This is a genomic window from Burkholderia sp. Ac-20353, assembly GCF_017104785.1.
Classification (GTDB): Bacteria; Pseudomonadota; Gammaproteobacteria; order Burkholderiales; family Burkholderiaceae; genus Burkholderia.
The window spans coordinates 54,944-78,997 of sequence record NZ_JAAGPL010000006.1 but is presented as its reverse complement, the minus strand read 5'-3'; the positions used below and the strand labels follow the sequence as shown (position 1 = coordinate 78,997).

20 protein-coding genes are annotated in these 24,054 nt (G+C 63.0%); 9 read left to right on the top strand and 11 right to left on the bottom strand.

The window, feature by feature from the left end:
• The first annotated feature begins 18 nt into the window (after positions 1–18).
• The 7 genes from G3N94_RS02770 (at position 19) to hutG (ending at position 10,035) form a co-directional block, all read left to right on the top strand.
• The gene (locus G3N94_RS02770; RefSeq protein WP_205790555.1) at positions 19–165 is read left to right on the top strand and encodes a hypothetical protein; all 147 of its coding nucleotides are present in this window, start codon (positions 19–21) and stop codon (positions 163–165) included.
• 12 nt (positions 166–177) lie between these two features.
• Positions 178–1,788 carry an L-glutamate gamma-semialdehyde dehydrogenase gene (pruA, locus tag G3N94_RS02765; RefSeq protein WP_205790554.1) on the top strand — a complete coding sequence of 537 codons (1,611 nt, stop codon included), beginning with the start codon at positions 178–180 and terminating at the stop codon, positions 1,786–1,788.
• A 77-nt stretch (positions 1,789–1,865) separates the two neighbouring features.
• Complete coding sequence (locus G3N94_RS02760; protein ID WP_205790553.1) at positions 1,866–2,939, top strand: ABC transporter ATP-binding protein; 1,074 nt, start codon at positions 1,866–1,868, stop codon at positions 2,937–2,939.
• 215 nt (positions 2,940–3,154) lie between these two features.
• On the top strand, positions 3,155–4,456 hold the full coding sequence (locus G3N94_RS02755) for an ABC transporter permease (protein ID WP_241021527.1): 1,302 nt from the start codon (positions 3,155–3,157) through the stop codon (positions 4,454–4,456).
• A gap of 4 nt (positions 4,457–4,460) precedes the next feature.
• Positions 4,461–5,291, top strand: coding sequence for an ABC transporter permease (locus tag G3N94_RS02750; RefSeq protein ID WP_205790552.1), 831 nt, complete (start codon positions 4,461–4,463; stop codon positions 5,289–5,291).
• A gap of 86 nt (positions 5,292–5,377) precedes the next feature.
• The gene (gene putA / locus G3N94_RS02745) at positions 5,378–9,121 is read left to right on the top strand and encodes a bifunctional proline dehydrogenase/L-glutamate gamma-semialdehyde dehydrogenase PutA (protein ID WP_205790551.1); all 3,744 of its coding nucleotides are present in this window, start codon (positions 5,378–5,380) and stop codon (positions 9,119–9,121) included.
• A 110-nt stretch (positions 9,122–9,231) separates the two neighbouring features.
• The gene (gene hutG / locus G3N94_RS02740) at positions 9,232–10,035 is read left to right on the top strand and encodes an N-formylglutamate deformylase (RefSeq protein ID WP_205790550.1); all 804 of its coding nucleotides are present in this window, start codon (positions 9,232–9,234) and stop codon (positions 10,033–10,035) included.
• Positions 10,036–10,106: 71 nt separating this feature from the next.
• On the opposite strand, the gene G3N94_RS02735 is transcribed toward hutG, so the two are convergent.
• The 5 genes from G3N94_RS02735 to G3N94_RS02715 form a co-directional block, all read right to left on the bottom strand.
• Positions 10,107–11,348 (bottom strand): RNA-guided endonuclease TnpB family protein, encoded by a 1,242-nt coding sequence (locus G3N94_RS02735; protein WP_205790549.1) that lies wholly within the window; start codon positions 11,346–11,348, stop codon positions 10,107–10,109.
• Positions 11,349–11,574: 226 nt separating this feature from the next.
• A complete protein-coding gene (locus G3N94_RS02730; RefSeq protein WP_205790548.1) occupies positions 11,575–12,504 on the bottom strand; it encodes an electron transfer flavoprotein subunit alpha/FixB family protein in 930 nt (309 codons plus the stop codon).
• A complete protein-coding gene (locus tag G3N94_RS02725) occupies positions 12,505–13,254 on the bottom strand; it encodes an electron transfer flavoprotein subunit beta/FixA family protein (protein WP_205790547.1) in 750 nt (249 codons plus the stop codon).
• A 16-nt stretch (positions 13,255–13,270) separates the two neighbouring features.
• Positions 13,271–13,879 carry a HutD family protein gene (locus tag G3N94_RS02720; RefSeq protein ID WP_241021526.1) on the bottom strand — a complete coding sequence of 203 codons (609 nt, stop codon included), beginning with the start codon at positions 13,877–13,879 and terminating at the stop codon, positions 13,271–13,273.
• Positions 13,880–13,886: 7 nt separating this feature from the next.
• Positions 13,887–15,074, bottom strand: coding sequence for an FAD-binding oxidoreductase (locus tag G3N94_RS02715; protein WP_205790546.1), 1,188 nt, complete (start codon positions 15,072–15,074; stop codon positions 13,887–13,889).
• Positions 15,075–15,480: 406 nt separating this feature from the next.
• On the opposite strand from G3N94_RS02715, the gene G3N94_RS02710 reads away from it, so the two are divergent.
• A complete protein-coding gene (locus tag G3N94_RS02710) occupies positions 15,481–17,154 on the top strand; it encodes an electron transfer flavoprotein-ubiquinone oxidoreductase (protein ID WP_205790622.1) in 1,674 nt (557 codons plus the stop codon).
• Positions 17,155–17,922: 768 nt separating this feature from the next.
• Positions 17,923–18,336 carry a DoxX family protein gene (locus G3N94_RS02705; RefSeq protein ID WP_205790545.1) on the top strand — a complete coding sequence of 138 codons (414 nt, stop codon included), beginning with the start codon at positions 17,923–17,925 and terminating at the stop codon, positions 18,334–18,336.
• 307 nt (positions 18,337–18,643) lie between these two features.
• Here G3N94_RS02705 and G3N94_RS02700 read toward each other — a convergent pair whose 3' ends face one another.
• The 6 genes from G3N94_RS02700 to G3N94_RS02675 all read right to left on the bottom strand — a co-directional run bounded on the left by G3N94_RS02700 (position 18,644) and on the right by G3N94_RS02675 (position 23,837).
• The gene (locus G3N94_RS02700; RefSeq protein ID WP_205790544.1) at positions 18,644–18,787 is read right to left on the bottom strand and encodes a hypothetical protein; all 144 of its coding nucleotides are present in this window, start codon (positions 18,785–18,787) and stop codon (positions 18,644–18,646) included.
• 31 nt (positions 18,788–18,818) lie between these two features.
• A complete protein-coding gene (locus tag G3N94_RS02695; RefSeq protein WP_205790543.1) occupies positions 18,819–19,145 on the bottom strand; it encodes an H-NS histone family protein in 327 nt (108 codons plus the stop codon).
• 560 nt (positions 19,146–19,705) lie between these two features.
• On the bottom strand, positions 19,706–20,527 hold the full coding sequence (locus G3N94_RS02690) for a TlpA disulfide reductase family protein (protein ID WP_205790542.1): 822 nt from the start codon (positions 20,525–20,527) through the stop codon (positions 19,706–19,708).
• A 37-nt stretch (positions 20,528–20,564) separates the two neighbouring features.
• Positions 20,565–21,434: a mechanosensitive ion channel family protein gene (locus G3N94_RS02685; protein ID WP_205790541.1), complete on the bottom strand. Its 870-nt coding sequence runs from the start codon at positions 21,432–21,434 to the stop codon at positions 20,565–20,567.
• A gap of 86 nt (positions 21,435–21,520) precedes the next feature.
• Positions 21,521–22,645 carry a succinylglutamate desuccinylase/aspartoacylase family protein gene (locus tag G3N94_RS02680; RefSeq protein ID WP_205790540.1) on the bottom strand — a complete coding sequence of 375 codons (1,125 nt, stop codon included), beginning with the start codon at positions 22,643–22,645 and terminating at the stop codon, positions 21,521–21,523.
• A gap of 46 nt (positions 22,646–22,691) precedes the next feature.
• Positions 22,692–23,837 (bottom strand): succinylglutamate desuccinylase/aspartoacylase family protein, encoded by a 1,146-nt coding sequence (locus G3N94_RS02675; RefSeq protein ID WP_205790539.1) that lies wholly within the window; start codon positions 23,835–23,837, stop codon positions 22,692–22,694.
• Positions 23,838–24,054 lie beyond the last annotated feature (217 nt).

The window sequence follows — 24,054 nt, the reverse complement described above, 5'->3', positions numbered from 1 at the left end:
TTCTTTGCATAAGTCGGGATGAAGAAACGCGGGGCTTTTTTGGCAGCCACTACTCTCGAAACTGAAGTGACCGATCCGGGAAAAGCTGCCGAAAACCGCACCGAACACGGGGCAAACCCGATGGCTGATGCGGAATCCGCGATCGGTTTTATCGAAACGATTTGACAAGGAGTGAGCGTGAGTTCAGGTGCACAATTTCCGCTGCCGGCCAATGAACCGGAAGTATCGTTCCGCCCGGGAACCGAAGCTGCAGACGCACTGAGCAAGGCCCTCGGGCAACGCGAAGTCGTCGACATCCCGACTGTCATCGGCGGGAAGAAATATTTCTCGAACGACACGGTCGAGGTACGCGCGCCGCACGATCATCAACGCGTGCTGGCCCGCATCCACCGCCCGACCGAAGCGCAGGTTTCGGAAGCCATCGCGAGCTCGAAATCGGTGGCGCGCGACTGGGCGAGCCTGACGCACGCCAGCCGCGCGACGATTCTGCATCGGGCTGCCGAAATCATCGCGACGCGTCTGCGCGTAAAGATCAACGCGGCGACGATGCTGGGCCAGAGCAAGACGATCGATCAGGCCGAGCCGGACAGCGCTTGCGAGCTCATCGACTTCCTGCGCTTCAATGCGTTCAATGCGCAACGCGTGTACGCCGAACAGCCGCTGTCGGTGCCGACCGCGGTCAACCGCGCCGACTGGCGACCGCTCGAAGGCTTCGTATATGCGGTCTCGCCGTTCAACTTCACGGCCATCGGCGGCAACCTGACGACCGCGCCGGCGATCATGGGCAATACGGTGCTCTGGAAGCCGTCCGAAAAGTCGGCGCTCGCGAATTACATTTTCTACGAAGCGCTCGAGGAGGCAGGCCTTCCGCCGGGCGTCATCAACTTCGTGCCCGGCGACGCCGAGATGACGACACGCGTCGCGCTTGCTTCGCGCGATCTGGCAGGTATTCATTTCACGGGCTCGTCGGCGGTGTTCCAGTCGCTGTGGAAGGGCGTTGCGTCGAAGATCGATGCATTCCGCACGATTCCGCGTCTCGTCGGTGAAACGGGCGGCAAGGATTTCGTGTTGGCGCATGCGTCGGCGAACCCGTCCGAAGTGGCGATCGCGCTCATCCGCGGCGCGTTCGAGTACCAGGGCCAGAAGTGCAGCGCGGCATCGCGCGCCTATATTCCGGGCAGCCTGTGGCCGGCGGTGAGCAACGAACTGCGCGAGCGCCTGGCGGAACTCAAGGTCGGCGATGTCGCCGACGCGAACACCTTCATGGGTGCGGTGATTTCGCAGGCGTCTTACCAGAAGCTCGCACGCGTGATCGGTGCCGCCAAGGAAGACAGCTCGGTGACCGTGGTTTCGGGAGGCAAGACCTGGTCGGATCCCGGCTACTTCGTCGAGCCGACCGTCCTGCAAGTGTCGGATCCGAAGCATGCGCTGATGACGGAAGAGCTTTTCGGCCCGGTCCTGTCGGTCTTCGTCTACGACGACAACGCGTGGGCGGACACGCTCGAGCTCATCGATGCGACGAGCCCCTACGCGCTGACCGGTTCGATCTTCAGCACCGACCGCTTCGCGCTGCACCAGGCGGAAGCCACGTTGATCAACGCCGCGGGCAACCTGTACCTGAACGACAAGCCGACCGGCGCGATGATCGGCCAGCAACCGTTCGGCGGCGGTCGGGCGAGCGGCACGAACGACAAGGCGGGCTCGTATCTGAACCTGCTGCGCTGGGCGTCGCCGCGGGTGGTCAAGGAAACGTACCTGCCGCCGCGCGAGTGGCGGTTCGGCGCATAAGCCCGGGTAAGGGTTTCCGCGAAGCATGGGATCAGAGTAAGCGCTGAAGCGCTAACTCTGATCGACAGGAGAATACGATGTCGACGATTGTCTCATTCAAGAACGTCCAGAAGACTTACGACGGCGAAACGCTGGTCGTGAAGAATCTCAACCTCGAGATCGAGCAGGGCGAATTTCTCACGATGCTGGGGCCGTCCGGGTCGGGCAAGACGACCTGCCTGATGATGCTCGCGGGCTTCGAAACCGCCACGCACGGCGAGATTCTCCTCCAGGGGAAACCGATCAACCGGATTCCGCCGGAGCGACGCAACATCGGCATGGTGTTTCAGAGCTATGCACTGTTTCCGCACAAGTCGGTCGCGGAGAACCTCGCGTTTCCGTTGAAGGTCCGGAAGGTCTCCAGAAGCGATATCGACACAAAGGTGATGCGGGCGCTGCGGATGGTGAACATGGAGAAGTTCGCGAACCGTATGCCGGCGCAGTTGTCCGGCGGCCAGCAGCAGCGCATTGCTGTCGCACGCGCACTGGTATTCGAGCCCGCACTGGTGCTGATGGACGAGCCGCTCGGTGCGCTCGACAAACAGCTGCGCGAGCAGATGCAGTACGAAATCAAGCAGATTCATGAGCAGAGCGGACTGACCGTCGTCTACGTCACCCATGACCAGGGCGAAGCGATGACGATGTCTGACCGGATCGCGGTGTTCAACAACGGGATCATCCAGCAACTCGCATCGCCGTCCGAGCTCTACGAGAAGCCGGAAAACGCGTTCGTTGCCCGCTTCATCGGCGAGAGCAACGAGCTCAACGGGGTCGTGTCTTCGCTCGACCATCCGCGCTGTGTCGTTCATCTCGATGGCGGCCAGGCGATCCATGCAAGCGCGAACGGCGGGATCCAGCTGTCGGGCAACACCAGTGTGTCGTTGCGTCCGGAGCGTATCGCGGTGGGTGAGCACGCGCGCAGGTGCGACAACGTGTTCAACGCAGGCGTCAAGGATCTGATCTATTACGGTGACCACCTGCGCATCGTCATGCAGGTTTGCGGCCGGAGCGACTTCATCGTGAAGCTGCCCAACGACGGCGCTGCGCGCAACCTGAGGATAGGCGACTCCGTCGATATCGGCTGGATGGCCGACGCGTGTCGAGCACTGTAGTGTCGATGTAGCAGGGCCGGCGTCTCGCCGGAACACCGGAGCAATTCAGCGTGGAGACCGCGAAGCGAACCGGAGTTGATTATTTGGATTCCTGATCGTTGTCGTTCGGGTGGACCGAGCCGACGACCTGAACCGGAAACTTGCGCACTGGTCGGGGCGCAAGTAACAGGATTGACCACTGTTCATACCAGGAGGCGCGGTCGCTACCGCCGAACATGATGATTCTTCCCAGTGACATGACGGTACTGACGCACAAGATCGAGAACGTTGCCGTTCCCGATTCGAAGGCGCTCAAAGCCAGGTTGCGCAGGACCGAACGTGCGGGGCAGATCAAGGCGATGCTCCTGATGTTTCCGCTGCTCGCCTTCCTGCTGGTGACGTTCCTGGTTCCCATCGGCAGCTTGCTGCTGAAAAGCCTGCGCGACCCGACTGTGTCGCAGGAACTGCCGCATACCGCGGCCATGCTGCGCGAATGGGAACCGAAGGCCGGCAAGCTGCCGGACGAGCAACTGTATGCGACGTTCGGGAAGGAACTGGTCGCGAGCCGGGCAGGCGAGGGGCTCAGCCGCATCGCGTCCCGCCTGAACTACGACGAAACCGGGATGCGCGGCCTGCTGATGAAGACTGCCCGGCATCTGGCGGACGAGACGGGTGAGACGGGTGAGACGGGTGGCGCGTGGCGCGCGCGGATGGCGGCGATCGATCCTCGCTGGGACGAGCTTCGCACGTGGTCGACCATCAAGTATGCAGCGTCACCCTGGACGTTCGGCTATTACCTGAAGGCGCTCGACTTCAAGCGCGACGAAACGGGCGAGATCGTCCGTCAGTCACCGGGCGAGCGGCTGTATATCGGCGTGTTTCTGCGTACGGCCTGGGTCAGTATCGCGGTGAGCCTGCTGTGCCTGCTGTTCGGCTATCCGGTCGCCTACTTCCTGGCCAATATTCCGGCGCGATACAGCAACGTCCTCATGATCATGGTGCTGTTGCCGTTCTGGACGTCGATCCTCGTGCGCACGACCGCGTGGGTCGTCGTGCTGCAGACCAACGGTGTCCTCAACGACTGGCTGATCCGGCTCGGCCTCACCGATACGGCGCTGCCGCTGATCTACAACCGCTTCGGGGTGCTGGTCGCGATGACGCACATCCTGCTGCCATACGCGATCCTGTCGCTCTACAGCGTGATGAAGGGCGTGCCGAATCTGTACATGAAGGCGGCGCGCTCGCTCGGGGCCGGCCCGATCCGCTCGTTCTTCCAGGTGTACTTCCCGCAGACGCTGCCCGGCGTCGGTGCGGCCGGCATGCTGACCTTCATCCTCGCGGTCGGCTACTACATCACGCCCGCGATCGTCGGCGGCCCGGAAGACCAGCTGGCGAGCTACTACATCGCGAACCATGTGAATTCGACATTGAACTGGGGGCTCGCCAGTGCGTTGGCCACGATCCTGCTGGCAGGCGTGCTGATCGTGTACGGGATGTTCGTTCGACTGACCGGCGGTGCCGGCGTGAAGCTGGGGTGAAGCCATGTTCAATTTTCCTGCATACGTGACGATCTGGGGGCGCGCGGGACGCTACGCGCACGTCGCGATCTCGCTGCTCGTGCTGCTGTTCCTGGTGCTCCCGGTACTGGTCGTGATGCCGCTGTCGTTCAATTCGCAGCCGTACTTCACGTATCCGATGCCCGGCTTCAGCTTCCGCTGGTACGCGGAGTTCTTCGACAGCGCCGAATGGATGTTCGCGCTTCGCAACACGCTGATCGTCGGCGTCAGCTCGACGCTGCTCGCGAGCCTGCTGGGCGTGCTGGCGTCGCTCGGCCTCATGCATCCGCGACTGAAAGGCAAGTCGTTCATCACCGGCGTGCTGGTCTCGCCGATGATCGTGCCGGTCATCATCACCGCGGTCGGCGTGTATTTCGCATTCAGCCCGCTCGGACTGACCAGCAGCCTGCTCGGCCTGACGTTCGCGCACGCGGCACTCGGCGTGCCGTTCGTCGTCGTGACGGTGACCGCCACGCTGGCGGGTTTCAACGAGACCTTGACGCGCGCCGGACGCAGCCTGGGCGCATCGCCAATGCGCGTGTTCTGGCAAGTCAAGCTGCCGATCATCGCACCGGGCGTCGTGTCGGGCGCGCTGTTCGCATTCGCGACGTCGTTCGACGAGATCGTCGTGGCGCTGTTTCTGACGGGCCCGGACCAGCGGACGATCCCTCGGCAGATGTGGGCCGGCATCCGCGAGCAACTGAGCCCGACCATCCTCGCCGTTGCAACGGTGCTCGTTGTCGTTTCGACGCTGCTTCTCGTCACGCTCGAATGGCTACGGCGCCGCACCGAACGGCTGCGCGGGCATGCCGGGTGAGTATCGCGAGTTTCCACGCAAGCGAAACACAATAAATTGTCGAAGCAATGAGTGGGTCTATCAAAATGCTGACGGAATTCAAAGCAATGCAAACGGTCTCGACTGAATTGAGCGCGCTGCGTCGTAAAATCGTCGACGCTTCCTCCCTCGACGAGCAGGTTGTCGTTCAGGCGCTGATGCAGGAAGCAAGAATGGACGGTCCTGCGCTCGCGAAGGCGCAAGCGCTCGCGGGCAAGCTGGCACAGGGCGTTCGCGATGCGCGAATCGACGCGGGTGGCGTCGATCTGCTCACGCAGGAATTCTCGCTCGACAGCCGCGAGGGGATCGCGCTGATGTGTCTCGCCGAAGCGATGCTGCGCATTCCGGATACGGAAACGCGAAACCAGCTGATTCGCGACAAGATCGTCGACGCGGACTGGCGCGCGCATCTCGGCAAATCGCCGTCGTTCTTCGTCAATGCGACCGCGTGGGGCCTGCTGATTACCGGGAAGCTGCTGAAGAAGCCGGACGACGCCGCGCTGACCGAGGCGCTGATGAGCGTGCTCAGAAAAGGCGGTGAGACCGTGGTGCGAGCGGGGGTTGCCTACGCGATGCGGATGCTCGGCAAGCAGTTCGTCACGGGGCAGACGATCGAGGAGGCCATCGGGGTGGCGAAAGGCCACGAAGCCAGCGGGTATCGCTATACGTACGACATGCTTGGCGAAGCCGCACTGACCGACGAAGATGCGCTCGCGTATTTCGATTCATACAAGCATGCGATCGAAGCCATCGGGAAGGACGCTGGCGAGCAGGGGCCGATCGAAGGCCCGGGTGTATCGGTGAAGATTTCGGGCCTGCACGCACGCTATGAACTGCCACAGCGTGAACGTGTCATCGCGGAGTTGTACCCGCGGCTGCTGCAACTTGCAGAACTCGCCAAGCGTTACCAGATCGGTTTTCACCTCGATCAGGAAGAATCGGCGCGCTTCGACCTGACGCTCGAGATGCTCGAGCGGCTTTGCCGCGAACCGAGCCTGCGCGGGTGGAACGGTATCGGCATTTCGCTCCAGGCATACCAGAAGCGCGGGCGCGCGGTGGCCGACTGGATCATCGCGCTCGCCCGCGCGACCGGCCGGCGCATCAACATCCGCCTCGTGAAGGGCGCCTACTGGGATACCGAGATCAAGCTCGCGCAGGATGCGGGTGCGGCCGGGTACCCGGTTTTCACGCGCAAGGTACATTCCGACGTCAGCTATATTGCCTGCGCGAAGGCGTTGCTTGCCGCGCCCGACGCGATCTTCCCGCAGTTCGCGACCCACAATGCGTTCTCGCTTGCGGCGGCGTACACGCTGGGCGGGGACCAGGAATTCGAGTTCCAGTGCCTGCACGGGATGGGCGAAACCGTCTACGACCAGGTCGTCGGCAAATCCAGGCTCGGGCGAGCATGCCGCATCTACGCGCCTGTCGGGCCGCACGCGACGTTGCTTGCCTATCTCGTTCGGCGCCTGCTCGAGAATGGCGCCAACTCGTCGTTCGTGAACCAGATCGTCGACGAGGCGGTCAGCATCGACGACATCGTCGAAGATCCGGTCGCGCGCGCGGCGCGCACCGGCGGCCGGCCGCATGCCGGCATCGTCGCGCCGACGGGCGTGCTGCCGGGGCGCGTCAACGCCGGAGCGCTGAGTTTCAGCCAATCGACGGAATTCGACGCGGCCATTGCGGACCTGCGCGGTAATCGGCTGGGTGCACAGTCCATCGTCGCCGGCGAACAGGAAACCCAGTCCGAGGCGACTGCGCTGGTTTTCAGCGCAAGCGATTCGTCCGACGTCATCGGCAGCGTGACCGCGTGCCGGCCGGACGCAATCGCATCGGCGCTTGCCGCGGCTGAGCAGGCGGCCGCCGCCTGGCGTCGGCAATCCGTCGGCGATCGCGCGGCGTGTCTCGATGCGGCGGCCGACCGAATCGAGCAGACCGCGTGCCGGCTCGGTGCGCTGCTGGTGCTGGAAAGCGGTGCAACCCTGGCGGAAGCGGCCGACGAGATTCGCAAGTCCGTCAACCTCTGTCGTCTGTACGCATACCAGCTGAGAACGGACAGTCGCCTCGAATCGGCGGAACCGTTCGGTACGGTCGTGAGCCTCACGCCGTCGGCTTCGCCGCTGGCCACCACGGTCGGTCAGATCGCAGCCGCGGTCGCGGCCGGCAATACCGTGATTGCCAAGCCGTCGTCATCGGCCGGTTCGCTGGTCGCCCATGCGGCAGTTCGACTGTTCCTGGAGGCAGGCATTCCCGACGGCGTCGTCCAGCTCCTGCTGGGCTCGGGACACGAAGTCGGACGCGCGCTTGTCGCCGACCGCCGCGTTGCGGCCGTTCTTTTTGCGGGCACGTCCCGTGTGGCGAAGGCGATCGCATTGCAGCTCGCACAGGCGTCGAGTTCCGCGAAGCTCGTCACGATCGTCGGTAGCGTGAATGCGCTGGTCGTGGACAGTTCGGCGTTGCCTGAACAGGTCATATCCGACGCGATGGTGTCGGCTTTCAAGCATGCCGGACAACTCGCGTCGTCGTTGCGCATCCTGTGCCTGCAGGACTCCACGGCCGAGATCGTGCTGCGGATGCTCGCGGGGATGCTGAGCGAGCGGCGCGTCGGCGATCCGCTGGAGTCGGCGACGGACATCGGGCCGGTGGCGACGCGCAAGCTTCACGACCAGCTGGATACCTACCTCGCACAAATGGCGCGCCGAGGATTCAAGGTCACCCGTGCCCGTGTATCGGACGGCTGCGCGAAAGGCCAGTTCGTTGCGCCTGCAATCGTCGACCTGGGTACGCTCGACGCGTTGTCGGGTGTTGATCTTGCGATCGCCGGCCCCGTCCTGCACGTCGTCCGTTGGAAGACCGGCGAAATGGACCGACTGATGGACAGCCTCAACGCAATCGGCTGCGGCGTAATCGGGCTGCATACCCGCATCAACGAGGCCGCCGGCAAACTGCTGTCGCTTTCGACCGCCAACAGCGTGTGCGTCAATCGCGCGATGCACAGTGCGTTTGTCGGCATGCAGCCTTTCGGCGGCGTGAATGCGTCGGGAACGGGGCCGATGATGGGCGGTCCGCTGACCCTGCTTGCGCTCACCCGGCAGATTCCCAATGCCTATGCGGGAGCGAACGGGCCGTTCGCTCCGTCGTCCAGGCTGAATAGCGAAAAGTTCTACGAGTTTCCGGTGCAGACCGGTGACGGTCGATTCGTGACGCGGCAGGCCGCGCTTCAGCAAGCGAAACAGGCGAGCAGAGCTCGGGTCGATGCGCTGTTCTCACTGGCTTCGGAGCGGCGCCTGGCCGCGGCCGACGTCATAGCGGATGCGAGCATGAAGCTTGCCCGCCTGATTTCCGACTCGCTTCCGATCGGCCTGCCGGCACTGACGGGCGAAGAGAATACGACGGAGGTTCTCGCCCGCGGCCAGGTACTCTGCGCGGGTGCGTCGATGAGCAGCGTGATCGTGCAGGCCATCGCGGCGACGGCGTTCGGCAACGAGGTGATATTGCTGAAGTCGTCGATTGCCGGCGAAGTGGCTGCACGTCTCGTCGGACACTGCCGGATCGTCGACTCGGACGACGTGCAGCGTGTCGTTCACGGCGACATTGCCGGCGTTCGCCCGGCCGTCGTGCTGGTCGATGGCGACGACGCGCAGTCGGCGTCGATTCGTGCTGCCGCGGCGGAGATTGGCGCCGTCATTCTCGCGCCGGACGTTCACGGCATGTACGATTGGACCCGCCTCGTTCGCGAACGCGTGACGACCGTCAATGCGAGCGCCGCCGGCGGAAATACGCAGCTCATGGTGTTGAGCGAGGATTTCGCGTAGCCGATCGCTGCTCACATCCATTCGGCGTTTGACTAACGCCGATTTCCGGTCAGTCGATCGACGTGTCCAGCCGGAAGTCGATCGAGCATGGCCTCCATGGAGATTCCATCTTGACCGACGCCGTATTCCACTTTCATCAGGGGGAACTGCCGCTCCTGATCTCGATTCCGCATCTCGGTACCGAAATCCCGCCGCAGATCCGAAGTCAATTGACCGACGTCGCGGAACACGTCGCAGACACCGACTGGCATCTGGACCGGCTCTATGCGTTCGCGAAGAACGCGGGGGCGTCGATGCTGGCGGCACGCGTGTCCCGCTACGTGATCGACCTGAACCGGCCGGCCAGCGGCGAAAGCCTGTATCCGGGACAGACGACGACCGCCCTGTGTCCGACCGAGACGTTTCACGGCGAGCCGCTCTACGCGAACGGTGCCGTGCCCGGCGAGGCCGAAATCACGCGGCGCCTGGATGTGTACTGGCAGCCGTATCACGCGCGGCTGCGCGCCGAGCTGGACCGCCTGAAGGCGGTGCACGGCGCGGTGCTGCTATGGGAAGCGCACTCGATCGCGAGCGTCCTGCCGCGGCTGTTCGACGGCAAGCTGCCGGACCTGAACCTGGGCACGAACTCGGGAGCGAGTTGCGATGCGCGCATTCTCGACGCGGTGACCGGCACGCTCGATCGTCAGCCGTTCACCTGGGTGGCGAACGGACGTTTCAAAGGCGGATACATCACGCGCGAATATGGCCGGCCGGCTGACGGCATCCATGCGATCCAGCTCGAGATGTGCCAATCAACCTACATGGACGAGACGCCGCCGTTCGACTATCGGCCGGACCTCGCCGATCAGGTCAAGCCGGTCGTGGAGCGTATGGTGCGTGCTGCAGTCGACGCGTTGCGTACCGACGATCGTTAATTGACATCCTTCTCCCCCTCTCGCTGACGCTCGCCGGCCCAAGGCCGGGAAGGGGGAGAATTCCTACTGCGCTACGTGATGTTCCACGTAGTCGCGTCGGCGGGTTCCCGCTTCACCGAGTGGCCTGACTGCGCCATCTCTCCACGGGCTATCCGGGCATCGTCCTGCCCTTCCAACAGTTGCAATCCTCGTGTGAGGACATTCATTGCGCCGACCACGTCGGCGTGCGCTTGGTAGCCGCAAGCAACGCAGGCGAACTGCGCCTGTGTCCTGCGATTGTCCGCGCTCACGCATCTGCACGCGGGACAGGTCCGACTCGTGTTCTGCGGCGGCACGGCGATCAGCCAGCCGCCGTTCCACGCCAGCTTGTACTCCAGTTGGCGGCGGAACTCGAACCAGCCCTGGTCGAGGATGCGCTGGTTCAGGCCAGACTTGGCCTTCACATTCTTCCCCGGCGCTTCGACACTGCCCGCCGCTGACCTGGACAGGTTGCGCACCTGCAAGTCCTCGATACTCACCATCGCGTGGCTCTTGCTGATCGTGGTCGTGGCCTTGTGCAGGTAGTCGCGGCGAGCGTTGCCGATGCGGGCATGGATGCGCTGGACGTGGGCCTTCGCTTTTCTCCAGTTCTTCGAGAATTTGACCTTGCGGCTCATTGCGCGCTGGTAGCGACGCAGCCGCATCTCATGCTTCTTGAAGCTGTTCAGCGGCACGAGGAACGCGCCGTCGCTCATCGTCGCGAAGCGGGCGATGCCCACGTCGATGCCAATGGCGCTGGTCGCCAGTGGCACAGGCGGCTCGACTGCGCGTGCGGTCTGGATTGACACGAACCATTTGTCGCTGGCCTGGCTCACGGTGACGTTCTTCAGCGTACCGAGCACGTCCCGGCTCTTGCGATAGCGCAGCCAGCCGAGCTTGGGCAGGAAAATACGGCGGTTGGCCTGGTCCAGCTTGATCTGCTTCGGATCAGGGTAGCGAAAGCTCTCGCGCCGGCCCTTCTTCTTGAAGCGCGGGAAGTTGGCCCGCTTCGCGAAGAAATTGCTATAGGCCCGTTCCAAATCCTTCAGCGATTGTTGCAGCGGATGCGTCGGCGCCGCTTTGAGCCACGGCGTTTCCGTGCTGTTGCGCCACCCGGTGAGCTGCTGGCACAGCCCGGCATAGCCCAGCTTCTTCTCGCCCCGCTCGTAGCGCGCTTTCTGCAACGCCAGCGCCTGGTTGAACACGAAGCGACACGCTCCGGCGAAGCGGCGCATGTCGCGCGCCTGTTCGCCGGTCGGCATCAGTTCAAATTTGAAAGCCTGGAAACGTTGCATAGGCTGAGCGTATCAGCCACCACTTACGCGTTGTCAAGGACGCCTTCGGCGTCCGCGCTTTCCTTCTCCGGCCCGAAGTCCGGAGCTTGCCGCGCTTCCTGGTCATGCCACTCGCGGGGCAACTGCCGCCGCTTTCTTGCAAGCTGAAAAAAACCGCCATCACGGAGATCCGGTGATGGCGGCAAACTCGGGAGCCGGCCCGGCTACCCGTGTATCGAAGCGGCGATCAGAGCCCGTTCGTCAGTTGCGGGATGACGTCGAAGAGGTCGCCGACGAGACCGTAGTCGGCCACGCCGAAGATCGGTGCATCCGCGTCCTTGTTGATGGCCACGATGATCTTCGAATCCTTCATGCCGGCCAGATGCTGGATGGCGCCCGAAATCCCGACCGCGATATAGAGCTCCGGTGCGACGATCTTGCCGGTCTGGCCGACCTGCCAGTCGTTCGGCGCGTAGCCGGAATCGACTGCCGCACGCGATGCGCCGACTGCCGCGCCGAGTTTTTCCGCCAGCGGGTCGAGCAGCGCAAAATTCTCCGCGCTACCGAGGCCGCGCCCCCCGGCGACGACGACACGCGCGGCGGTCAGTTCCGGCCGGTCGCTGCTCGCTACTTCGCGGCGGACGAACGTCGACAACCCGGTATCCGCGACCGCAGGCGCCGTCTCGATCGGAGCGCTGCCGCCGTGCGTCGGTGCCGCATCGAACGCAGTGGTGCGAATGGTGGCGACCTTCACCGGATCGCGCGACTGCACGGTGGCGATCGCGTTGCCCGCGTAGATCGGGCGCTGGAACGTGTCCGCGGAATCGATCGCGATTACGTCGGAAATTTGCGCGGCGTCGAGCTTGGCCGCGACGCGCGGCGCGACGTTCTTGCCTGCGGCAGTGGCGGGGAAGAGGATGTGCGTGTAGTCGCCCGCGAGTGCCAGGATCTGCGCGGCCACGTTTTCCGCGAGTCCGTCGGCGAAGTGCGGCGCTTCCACGTGGATGACCTTGTCGACGCCGGCGACCTGGCTCGTCGCTTGCGCCACCGGCTGCGCCGCGTTGCCAACGACGAGCACATGAACGCCGTTCGACAGCGTGCGGGCCGCGGCAATGGTATGAAGTGTCGAGCTCTTCAGTTGAGCATTGTCGTGTTCGGCAATAACAAGCGTCGTCATTCAAATCACCTTGGCTTCGGATTTCAGTTTCTCGATCAGCGTTGCAACGTCAGGGAGTCGCACGCCGGCCTTGCGAACGGGCGGTTCGACGACCTTCAGCGTCTTCAGCCGCGGCGACGGGTCCACGCCGAGCGCAGCCGGCGTGACGGTGTCGAGCGGCTTTTTCTTTGCTTTCATGATGCTGGGGAGCGTGACGTAGCGCGGCTCGTTCAGCCGCAGGTCGGTCGTCACGATGGCCGGCAGCTTCAGCGAGATCACTTCGAGGCCGCCGTCGACCTCGCGCGTCACCGTCGCGATGCCGTCGCCGATCTCGATGTGGCTGGCGAACGTGGCCTGCGGCCAGTCGAGCAGGGCAGCCAGCAATTGACCGGTCTGCCCGGCGTCGTCGTCGATCGCCTGCTTGCCGAGGATGACGAGCTGCGGCTGCTCGTTGTCGATGACGGCCTTCAGCAGTTTCGCGACAGCCAGCGGCTGGAGTTCCGCGTCCGTCTCGACGAGCACGCCACGATCGGCGCCGATCGCGAGCGCCGTGCGCAGCGTTTCCTGCGACTGCGCGACGCCGCACGACACGGCGACGACCTCGGTCGCGTTGCCGGCTTCCTTCAGCCGCGTAGCGGCCTCCACGGCGATTTCGTCGAACGGGTTCATCGACATCTTGACGTTGCCGATTTCCACACCCGTGTGGTCGGACTTCACGCGCACCTTGACGTTGTAGTCCACCACGCGTTTCACGGCTGCAATAACTTTCAATTCACACACCTTTTCGTTACGTTTCAGTGAAGTCGGGCGCCAGGATGGGCTGGATGGTCACGAGCGCCACTAACGACGCCGTGCCGGTTTCTCCGGCACACGCGGCCCGGGGAAAGAGCCGCAGCGTGCGGGCGTGGTGTTCCGACACCAGCACGTTTCCTGGCAACAGCTCGCTCCGGTTCGCATCGGGACCTTCAGCGAAACCGCATCCGCCGCCCAGCGCGACGACGATCGCCGGAGATCCCGGGGCGATGGCGATCGGCTCGTCGACCAACCGGACGTTCGCCCGATATCGACGCTTCGCGGTGATCGCGTTGAGCGCGACCGACGGACCATCGACCAGCGTGGCGCCCCAGTCCGCGTCTCCGTCGTATTCCGTGACGAGCATCGGCCGTAGCGGTACGACCGCTTCGTTGTTCCGCAACACGACGCCTCGCCCGCTCAGGATGAGCGACACTCGCGACATGCCGGGAAATCGCGAGTAAGGGCCATCACGCTCGATGGACGCGAGACTGACGCGCCAATGGGAGACGCCGGTTGCGATCGTCCGCGTTGTGCCACCGCCATTCCGCCATGGCTCGGTCGGAATGGATTCGATCGGATACACGTCGATCAGCGACACCATTGCGTCCTCAGGACACCGCGCCGAGACCATACTTGCCGCTCAGCAATTCGCCGGTGGCGAAGCGCTCGATCGAGTACGGCTTCAGCGACACTTCGGTCTGCAGCCCGAGTGCTTCCTGCGCGAGCACAAGGCCGACGGTCGGCGACAGCTTGAAGCCATGCCCGGAAAAGCCGTAGCCGACCACCAGGCCTTCGATGCCCGGAAGCTTGCCGAGCACGGGGTTCCAGTCCGGGGTGACGTCGTATACGCCGGTCCACGACGACGCGATGCCGGCGGTTTCGTAGGCCGGGAAGCGCTCGGCAACCTGGGCGCCGACATCGACGATGTAGTCCATCGGGATATCTCCCTGCTCGACGTCCGCCGCATTGAGTTTTTCGCCGACGACCCCTTCGCTGACGAGCATCTGGTTTCCGCCGTAGCTGCGGCAGTACAGCATGCCGGGCGATGCGAGATCCTTGAAGACGGGCATCGAGAACGTGTACTTGGCAGCATCGCACTCGAGCGCGAGCACGGCATGCCGCTCGGGCATGATCGGCAGCGTTTTGCCGGTCCAGCCGGCGAGTTCCGGCGTCCAGATGTTCTGCGTGCTGATGACCATCGACGTCTTGAATTCGCCGATATCGGTCGACACGCCGACGACCTTGCCGTTCTCGATCAGCACCTTGTTGACGTTGACGTTTTCCTTCACGGTGACGCCGCCGCGACGTGCGGCACGCGCGAAGCTCGTCGCCACGAGATAGGCGTCGGCGAAGCCGGCTTCCGGCTCGTAGCCGATCAGCGCGCAGTCGTCGAAGCGGGCGATCGGAAGCAGTTCGGCGGCCTGCTTCTGGTTGAGGAATTCGAGCGGAATGCCTTGTTCCTTCTGCTGGTCGAGCGATGCGCGCAGCGGTTCGAGCTTGTCGCCTTCCGCCGCGACGATCATGTAGCCGCATTTGACGAGACCGCACGATGCTTCGTCGTCGCCGAGATATTCGGGGAACGTATTGAAGACGTGCCACGACTTGCGGGCAAGCTCGACGTTCTCCTTGACGGAGTAGTGCGTACGCAGGATGCCTGAGGACTGCGAGGTCGTGCCCGCGCCGATCGTGCCCCGGTCCAGAACGAGCACGTTCCTGGCGCCGAGCTTTGACAGGTGGAACGCCACGGAGCTGCCGATCACGCCAGCACCGATTACGACGACGTCATACGAGTTCATGATTCCGTTTCCTTCTGGTCAGGGTGTGAGCGAGTCTGACTCGGAAAAAAACGGACCCCAGCAATATAAGCATGGGCAATTTTTAGCAAAAGCAGACGCTTGCGGGCGCCCGGCCTTGGCGCGCGACTGCAGCGCCGTCCGGTCGGAACTGGCGCCGAGCTGGGGTCGCGTCGCGCAGGCGGAGTTCGATGCGTCGCCGGGAACGCCGAACAGACGAATCCAACCCGTCGTTGTGCGGAACATAAGCGCGCGTTATGTCGCGCGCCATCGATTTTTCAATCGCTAGGATTCGTTCGACGCCGGACCCGAAACGTTGCACGGACGCAGCGCTCGGTACTTCATTGCGACGGCGGTCGGCAACGCGCAGGGCATTCCGCCCATCCGGACACTTTGGCATTTTCTTCACATGAACACACAGACGCTCGTCGAGCAATTCGGCCCTCGTGAATCCATGGAATACGACGTCGTCATCGTCGGTGGTGGTCCGGCAGGACTGTCGGCCGCGATACGGCTCAAGCAGCTGGCCCGGGAGCAGCGCGTGGAGGTCAGCGTTTGCGTACTGGAAAAAGGCTCGGAAATTGGCGCGCATACGCTCTCCGGCGCAGTAATGGACCCGCGAGCGCTACAGGAACTGCTGCCGGATTGGCGCGAGAAGGGGGCGCCGCTCGATGTGGCGGTAACCGAAGACCGTTTCCTGTTCCTGTCCGAAACCGGGGCCAGGCAGGTCCCGAACTGGCTGCTGCCCGACAACTTCAGGAATCACGGCAACTACGTCGTCAGCCTGGGGAACGTCACGCGTTGGCTTGGCCAGCGAGCCGAGGAACTGGGCGTAGAGATTTTTGCCGGTTTCCCTGCGGCCGAAGTTCTGTACGGGGAGCGTGGTGAAGTGAAGGGTGTGGCGACTGCAAACATGGGCATCGGCAGGGACGGCCAGCCGACCGGCAATTTCCAGCTCGGGATCGCGCTGCATGCGAAGTACACGCTCTTTGCCGAAGGCGCGCGAGGGCATCTCGGCCGTCAGTTGATGGATCGTTTCAAGCTGTGTGAGGGCATCGACCCGCAGGTGTATGGTTTGGGCATCAAGGAGTTGTGGGAAATCGACCCGGCGATGCACAAGCCGGGCCTCGTCATTCACACCGCCGGCTGGCCGCTCGACAACGATACATATGGCGGGTCGTTCCTTTATCACCTCGACAACAATCAGGTGGTCGTCGGCTTTGTCGTCGGCCTCGGTTACTCGAATCCCTACCTGTCGCCGTTCGAGGAGTTTCAGCGATACAAGACGCACCCTGCGATCCGGACATTCCTCGCGAACGGCAAGCGCGTATCGTACGGCGCTCGGGCGATTACCGCGGGCGGATTGATGTCCCTGCCGAAGCTGATCTTCCCGGGAGGCGCACTGATCGGCTGCGAAGCAGGCCTCCTCAACGCATCCCGAATCAAGGGCAGCCACGCCGCCATTGCAAGCGGCAAGATGGCGGCGGAGGCCGTTTGCGATGCGCTGCAGGCCGGGCGTCGGGGCGACGAGCTGATCGCGTATCCGGCGGCGTTCGAGCGTTCATGGCTGAAGGAGGAATTGCACCGTGCCCGCAACTTCAAGCAATGGATGAGCAAAGGGCTCCGTGTGGGGACGTTCATGGTGGGCCTCGAGCAGAAACTGCTCGGCGGCCGCGTGCCATGGACGTTGCACCACAAGCACGCCGACCACGAGACGCTGAAGCCCGCGGCCGTGTGCAAGGAGATCGTGTATCCGAAGCCCGACGGGAAGTTGACGTTCGACCGCTTGTCCTCGGTGTTCCTGTCGAACACGAATCACGACGAAAACCAGCCCGCTCACTTGACGCTGAAGAATGCGGCTGTCCCGGTTCGCGTGAATCTCGCGCAATACGCGGGGCCGGAAGCGAGGTTTTGTCCTGCTGGTGTGTACGAGTTCGTGGCGAAGGCGGATGGGACGGACGGCCTCGTCATCAATGCGCAGAACTGCGTGCACTGCAAGACGTGCGACATCAAGGACCCGACGCAAAATGTCGTATGGGTGCCTCCTGAAGGCGGAGGCGGTCCGAACTATCCGAATATGTAATCGGCATCGGGCGCGTGTTGGCGGTGGCTCGGCGCAGAAGCACACCGCCGCCGCACGTCGCCTGCATGCCAGGCGGCGCTTACTTGATGACCTTGCGCCAGAACACCAGGTATGCGGCCGACGAGGATGCGATAAGCAAAATTGCCCACAACGGAGCCAGACTGACCAAAACGGAGATGACGGGTAGCATTTGGAGTCCTCACGAACGTGATAATGATGTTCAACACACTCTTGCTTCACTCGGAATCGATGGCCCGGCCGAGCACTGTGTTCCGTCTAAAGATGTGTAAATGCTACTTCTTTAAACGGCGGCCTTAGTGTGGTGTCCTGTCGCACCGCGGATGCGTCAAACGGGCGCGGGCCCCACGCGTATCAGACGCACGCGCTGAAACGATGGCCGACCTCTATCCGTAAATGATCGCCGGGCAGGTGATCGCCCCACCGAACTGGCTGATCCAACCCACCGATTTCCGCGCCATCCGACCGCAGTTCCGGCAAGATCCATGGGAATTGTCCACCAATATGTGACAGCCATTCCGTTTCTGGCGGATTGATGATTCCTGTTGAGACAGTAGACTGCACATGTGCTTCGCCAGATCCGATCCGGCACCCGCGCCAGGCGGCGCAACCGGATCGAATCGTCGGCAGCGGGCTGTTCCGGTCCGTGACCCGAACGCGCGAAGGGTAGTCCGTCGGTGTACGCGTTCCGTCGAATCGGGCAGCGCTCACGGCCGGACGCGTGAATCCGTCAAATCGAAGGGGCTTGCTATGCGTTACGTTTCGCTGGAATCGAAGAAGGACGAGCTGCTGCTCGTGGCTCGCGTGCTGTTGATGGTGCTGTTCATGCTGTTCGGCTGGCAGAAGCTGATGGGCTTCTCGGGCACCGTCGCCTACATGGCGTCGACCGGATCGCCGTCGCCCGAGCTGTCGGCGGTGATCGCGGTGGGGGCCGAACTGATCGGCGGCGTGCTGATCGCGATCGGCTTCTATACCCGGCCGCTCGCGCTGGCGCTCGGCGTGTACACGCTGGCCACCGGGTTCATTGGCCACCGCTACTGGGCGATGCACGGGATGGACCAGTACATCGCGATGATCAACTTCTACAAGAACGTCAGCATCGTGGGCGGCTTCCTGCTGCTCGCGCTGACGGGGCCGGGGAAGTACTCGCTCGACAGGAAGTAAGGTCTGGCGCGTCGCGCAACGTGCGACGCGAAGAGCCCGGTACGCGATTGCGTGCCGGGCTTTTTGCTGTCTGAAGGCCCGGTTGCCCGCTAGCGAAGTGTAACGCCAGCGCGCCCGATGCGGAAACGGCGGGTTTCAAGCGAAAGTGGCGTCGAGCGTCGAAGCGAAGTGCGCAGTGTCACGTTTTGATTGCATCGTGACAAATGGTTGTGTGCGCAACTATCATCGCGTGAATAGTGCCGCCACGTATCAGCAATGCGTTGCGAAGCGGAGACGTTCGAGCCCGCTGACAGGCGGGCCATCGCACTCAACGTTCGGGGCGATCCGAATCGGCTTCGCGAAGCGCGCGCGTGAACAGCACGAGGGTGAGCGCGATCAGCCCGCAGATGATCGCGAGGACGACGGTCGGGTCCAGTGCGGCAAACCAGCTGACGGCTTGTTGCAGTTCCATCGCGCGTCACCATCGATTGGTGGTTCGGGGGTCAGTCGGATGTCTCGGGCCAGAACAGCTGCGGCGTGCGGTCGACGAGGTACGCATCGAGTACCTTGCCTTCGAGCCATTTGGGGCGCCGGCCATGCCCGGACCACGAGCGACCGGACGACGGGTCGTAATACTTCGCGGGCGCCTGCCGCTTTCTCGGCGTCACATACCCGAGTGCAATCAGGACTTCCTGTTGCGAGATGTCGTAGAACTCGACCTGTTTCTTGAATTCAGTCAGAACAGCTTGTTTCTCGGCTTTCTTGGCATCGGCCAGAAGCTGTTCGGTTTCGCGCAACTGGGCCTGGAGATCTTGAAGGGTAGTGCTCACCATCGATTCGTCGACTGAAGAGAGAGGTAAAGGAAAAACTGACAGTTTCCGTATCTGCAAGTTCTGGATATCTAACCGCGGAGACCGGTGCACGACCGTCCCGCTTGTCGGTTCGGACTGAGATTATGCCTTGGTTGTCCCGCAGCGCAATCCGCAATACACCGGTGTCGTCAGCGGGTTCGTTGCGCCGCATGTCAATGGTGCCGCCACGAACACTCAATGAGACAACACAACGACAGAATTTAACAATATGTCTTTCGGATAACAGGTACGCATGACCGATGCACGGGATCCGACACCACGGCGGCCGATCGGGCAGACGCGAAGGTCGTCAGATCGGGGCCGATTCGCGTGAACCGCAACCGGGTGTTTCGGCACGCATCGGCACGCAGCGCATTGCATCGACTCCGCGTACACCACGCAACGGTGCCAAATTACCTGATCTGGACGCGGAATTGTTGCTGATTTGTCGGTTTTTGCGCATAAATTGGCAATTCCGGCCGATTGAAGTATCGGCAATGCATTATTTTCCTGTTGCCGAACAAGATAGATGTGGACTGTTACGGGCTGGAATGATTTTTCAGCGAATCCTTGAGACGCGCGGCGGTGATTTCACCCATATGCGACTCGACGAGCTTGCCGTTCGCATCGAAGAACAGCGTCGTCGGCAGCCCGCGTGAACCGAACAGGTGCATCGCAGAGAGCGACGGGTCGAGCAGCACGTGGCCGAACGTCAGGCCTTGCTGCGCGAGGAACGCTTGCACCGTTGGCGCGTTCTCGCCCTGGTTGATCATCAGGAACGTGACGCCGGGGTATTCCGCCTGCGCTTGCGCCAGGATCGGCATCTCGCGCCGGCACGGCGGGCACCACGTTGCCCACAGGTTCACGACGACGGGTTTGCCGGTATAGCGGCTCAGCGCGACAGGAACCGTATCGATCGTATGAAGCTGCAGCGCGGACAATGGCGGCGCGGTGCGCTGAAGCAAGGCGAGCCCACCTTGCGCGGCGCCCCACGCCAGCATGCCGACGGTCATTCCGGCCAGCAGCGGCCGGCGCAGCCCGGGCATCCGACGCGACTTCCACCACGCGAACGCAACGGCGACCGGCACGCCGACCCACCAGTAGAAGCCGCCGTCACCGAGGGCGATGATGGACTTCGGCGCGGCGGCATACTCGGGCCACCAGCGCGCGATATAGCCGACGCGGGCCGCGATCAGGCCTGCGAACAGCGCGTCGAGAAACAGGCCGGCGGCGGTTTTCTGCTGGCTGCTTTGCTGGTCGCGCTGCTGGCCTCGCTGCATCCAGCCCGTGACGAGCCACGCGAGCAGCGCGGCGATGGCTACTGCAACAACATGCACTGAAAAAGGACCGACACTCGTCATGGATTACCGCCGGCATGTAGAGCGAGCAGCGCTGCCGTTACGCCAGCGTGCGCGCGTTGTTTGGCCGACGCTCCGCGTCATGCACGATGTGCAGTTCCCGCGTGCGGATCGGCAGCGCGCAGTCGGCGTCGGCGAGCGCCTTGCGCACCTGACGCGCAAGGCGCCAGCGCATCGCCCAGAACTTGTCCGTATGTGTCCACACACGCATGTTCGCGATCGCGGTGCTGTCGTCGAAGCGCATCACCATCACGTCCGGCGCCGGATCCTGAAGCGCGTCGGGATCGGCGATGGCCAGCGCGCGCAGTGTGTCGAGCGCACGATCGAGATCGTCGCGTACGGACACTTCGACTTCGAGGTCCAGACGGCGCGTCGGATTGCGCGTGTAGTTGCGGATCGAGCTGCCCCACAGCGAGCTGTTGGGAACGTATTCGCAGATGCCGTCCGGCTTGGTCAGGCGCGTCATGAACAGACCGACTTCGTCGACGGTGCCGGCGACGCCCGAGCCGCCGTCGATGTAATCGCCAACCTTGAACGGCCGGAGCAGCAGCAGCATGATGCCGGCCGCGATGTTCTGCATCGTGCCTTGCAGCGCGAGCCCGATCGCGAGGCCGGCGGCGCCGAGCACCGCCACGATGCTCGCGGTTTCGACGCCGAGCTGCGACAGCGTGCCGACGATCGCGACGATGCGGATGCCCCATACGGCGACGTCGCAGAGAATCGGCCGCAGCGTTTCGTCGACGCGTTCCTTGTTCGCGAGAATGCGGTTCAGGCCGTTGCCGACGCGTTTAGACAGCCACCAGCCGGCCACCAGCAGCGCAAGGCCGGCAGAGAGCCTGATCGAGAATGTGGAGAGGGCGTTCCACAGGAAGGTCCAGCGTTCCGGATGAAGGTGTTCGAAGCTTGGCACTTGTGGTGTGGTGTGGTGTTGCGTCCATGACTGCGATGCCGACGCCACTATATCAAATGGATTGTTGGTCACTTGTTCACGCGTGCTTAATCCGGTAAAAGTCCCCCGGTGATGCGTCCCGGAACTTTGTCCTGGCCCGCGATCATGGCAATCCGCTGGCCGGCAAGTACGAAGTGGACATGCATTCGGGCGACGAGAATTCCGTCAATGCTCGATCGCACCACCGTGCGGGACTCGGCCTGGCCGTCCGTCAAGCCTGTTATCACGCCGATTTCCGCTCCTCTGGTGACGAAAGTGCCGACGGGAACGCTCCATGTCGCGATCCCTGTTCGCGTCGCCTTCAGGTGATCGACCGCCTCGAGGGCCGATATCGCAGGTGGCTCGTGTCGCACCGGTTGCTGGCCGTCGACGACAAAGCCCTCGATTCGCAGGAAGTCGACAAGTGCGCCCGCATCGCGAACTGCGAGTATGTCGGACACATCTCGCTGGCCCCGCAATTCGACGACCGCGGCGAAACCCTGCCGTGATCCGCTTCGCAACCCGCATTGTCGTAGAGCAGACCATGCATCGTGGAACGACTGGTCGAAAGTGCCGCCACCGGCGCTGTCCTCGAGAAGCAACACGGGCGCTTTCAGGCATCGGGATAGCGAGACCGCACGTCGTTCGTGCGCCCAGTTGCCGTACACGTGCATCACCGCGGTTTTGTCGCAGTGCAGATCCAGAACCATGTCATGCGCAAATGCACGCCACAACAAGATCTTCTTCAGATACTCGACAGGATCGCTCCCCTGTTCAGCCGGTTTTGCCATTTCCATCAACCGGTATTTCGCGTCGTCGCGATTCGTCGGGCAGTTTCCGGCCTTGAACTGCTGCACAACCTCCGAACCGATATCGGGGAAGCGGCGATCGAAATTGCCGCTGCCGGCACAGTCAAAACGACCGGTCAGCGTCCCGCCGACGAACTGCTGCATGCCGATGGGATTTGCCCATGTCATGACAGTGACGCGTCCCGTCAATGCCCGGGCGAACTCAAGGGACTCCAGCATCGTCAAGAGATGCTGGATCACGAGAAGTCCCGGTACTTCTCCGGCATGCAAGGCCGCCTGGAGATAGATGGAACGTTCCGCATCCTTCGGGCCGAACGTGTACTCGCGCAGCGTCATCCGCATCCCGGGCGAGATATCGGGAAGAGGTAGATCCAGGGTGTCCATGTTTCGGCTTTGGCCTCCGATGAGTGGGATGCGTATCGACGAACGGTCAGAAATCCAGCAGCAAATTGCCGGGATCGCGTTCGATGAGAGGCGAGTTGCCGGCGATCAGTGCCGCGCGTTGTCCCGGACGCACGAGCTTCTGGAGCTGACGCACGACCATCACGCCGTCAATCGGACTGACGATCGGAACTCTCGAATTGATCTCGTGGCTGTCGAGGCGAACGATCTCGGCAAACGTCTCGCCCGCGGCAATCCGGTCCCCGGGTGCGCGCCGATACACGATCACACCGGCACAAGGGCAACGGACATGGGCAGCGCCTTCCAGCGGAAGCGCTTCGGGTGACGTGATTCCGGCGGAATCCTCGAACTGATCGGGCAAAGACACGACACCTTCTGATTCGGCGAAGCGCAGCAATCTTCTGGCATCGGTCAACGCGAGTTCATCGTTGACGTCCGACTGGCCGCGCAACTCGATCGTCGCGGAAAAGCCGCTCGCCTCGCAATCGAATATGCCGGCCCGCTGCAGTTCGCCCCACGCGCTCGAATGACTCTGATCGAACGCGCCGCCCCCGGCTCGAGCCGGTTCCAGCAGAACGACCGGGGCGTCGACCAACTGCGCAATCTTCATTGCGCGTTCACGCTGGAGCGTTGATGCATAGACGTGGGCGATGGCATCGGTGTCGCAGTGAAGGTCGATGACGATGTCATGCTCGATCGCCAGCCTGGTCAATTCAAGCTTCATCGCGGCAGCAGGGCTCAGTGCGTTGCCGCCGTCCAACAGGCCGCGAAAGAAACGCTTCCACTGGGAACGTGTGAGCCTTGATGCATCGTTTTCGCGCAAACGCTGTTCGACGGCTCGCCCGAGTGCCGGGAAGTTCCTGTTGAAGTTCTCGCCGTTCTCGAAATCGAAACGTCCGACCACAGGGCCAAAGAGCCGCTGCGACAGACCGATCGGGTTGGAAAACGGTACGACCGTGACGCAACCGTTGATTCGCCCGGCCCGATCCAGCGCATGCAGCGCCTGGAGCATGTGTTGCAGGACGAGCAGGCCGGGATGCTCGTCTGCATGCAGGCCGGCGTGGAAATAGATGCTGCGACCGTGATCGAGATTGCCGAACTGGTGCGTCGTCAGGCTGAGCGTAACACCCGGTGCCGGCGACGGCAGGGGAACTTCGGTGCGTCGATATGTCATGCGTGGTCTCCTCAAGTGTGGTTCGGCGCCGTGGGAGCGTGGTCCCGAAGAAGCGCTCGTTCGGCGGTTCCAGGCAATAGCCGGGCTCCATGACGGAAATTGGATTTTTCAGTCTACTATGGACATTTAAGTTTAGGAAGCGGATACTTTGTACAGGTTGTCCCGCAGGGATGTCGGGTCGTCATGGAATTCGCGATCTGACAACAGGCGGAAGCTG

Coding starts and splice junctions, on each gene's coding strand:
- G3N94_RS02690 (WP_205790542.1), bottom strand. CDS start 20,527: ATGACGAGTGTCGGTCCTTTTTCAGTGCATGTTGTTGCAGTAGCCATC.
- G3N94_RS02680 (WP_205790540.1), bottom strand. CDS start 22,645: ATGGACACCCTGGATCTACCTCTTCCCGATATCTCGCCCGGGATGCGG.
- G3N94_RS02730 (WP_205790548.1), bottom strand. CDS start 12,504: ATGACGACGCTTGTTATTGCCGAACACGACAATGCTCAACTGAAGAGC.
- G3N94_RS02760 (WP_205790553.1), top strand. CDS start 1,866: ATGTCGACGATTGTCTCATTCAAGAACGTCCAGAAGACTTACGACGGC.
- G3N94_RS02755 (WP_241021527.1), top strand. CDS start 3,155: ATGATGATTCTTCCCAGTGACATGACGGTACTGACGCACAAGATCGAG.
- G3N94_RS02705 (WP_205790545.1), top strand. CDS start 17,923: ATGCGTTACGTTTCGCTGGAATCGAAGAAGGACGAGCTGCTGCTCGTG.
- G3N94_RS02735 (WP_205790549.1), bottom strand. CDS start 11,348: ATGCAACGTTTCCAGGCTTTCAAATTTGAACTGATGCCGACCGGCGAA.
- putA (WP_205790551.1), top strand. CDS start 5,378: ATGCAAACGGTCTCGACTGAATTGAGCGCGCTGCGTCGTAAAATCGTC.
- G3N94_RS02675 (WP_205790539.1), bottom strand. CDS start 23,837: ATGACATATCGACGCACCGAAGTTCCCCTGCCGTCGCCGGCACCGGGT.
- G3N94_RS02715 (WP_205790546.1), bottom strand. CDS start 15,074: ATGAACTCGTATGACGTCGTCGTAATCGGTGCTGGCGTGATCGGCAGC.
- G3N94_RS02770 (WP_205790555.1), top strand. CDS start 19: ATGAAGAAACGCGGGGCTTTTTTGGCAGCCACTACTCTCGAAACTGAA.
- G3N94_RS02700 (WP_205790544.1), bottom strand. CDS start 18,787: ATGGAACTGCAACAAGCCGTCAGCTGGTTTGCCGCACTGGACCCGACC.
- G3N94_RS02710 (WP_205790622.1), top strand. CDS start 15,481: ATGAACACACAGACGCTCGTCGAGCAATTCGGCCCTCGTGAATCCATG.
- G3N94_RS02750 (WP_205790552.1), top strand. CDS start 4,461: ATGTTCAATTTTCCTGCATACGTGACGATCTGGGGGCGCGCGGGACGC.
- G3N94_RS02720 (WP_241021526.1), bottom strand. CDS start 13,879: ATGGTGTCGCTGATCGACGTGTATCCGATCGAATCCATTCCGACCGAG.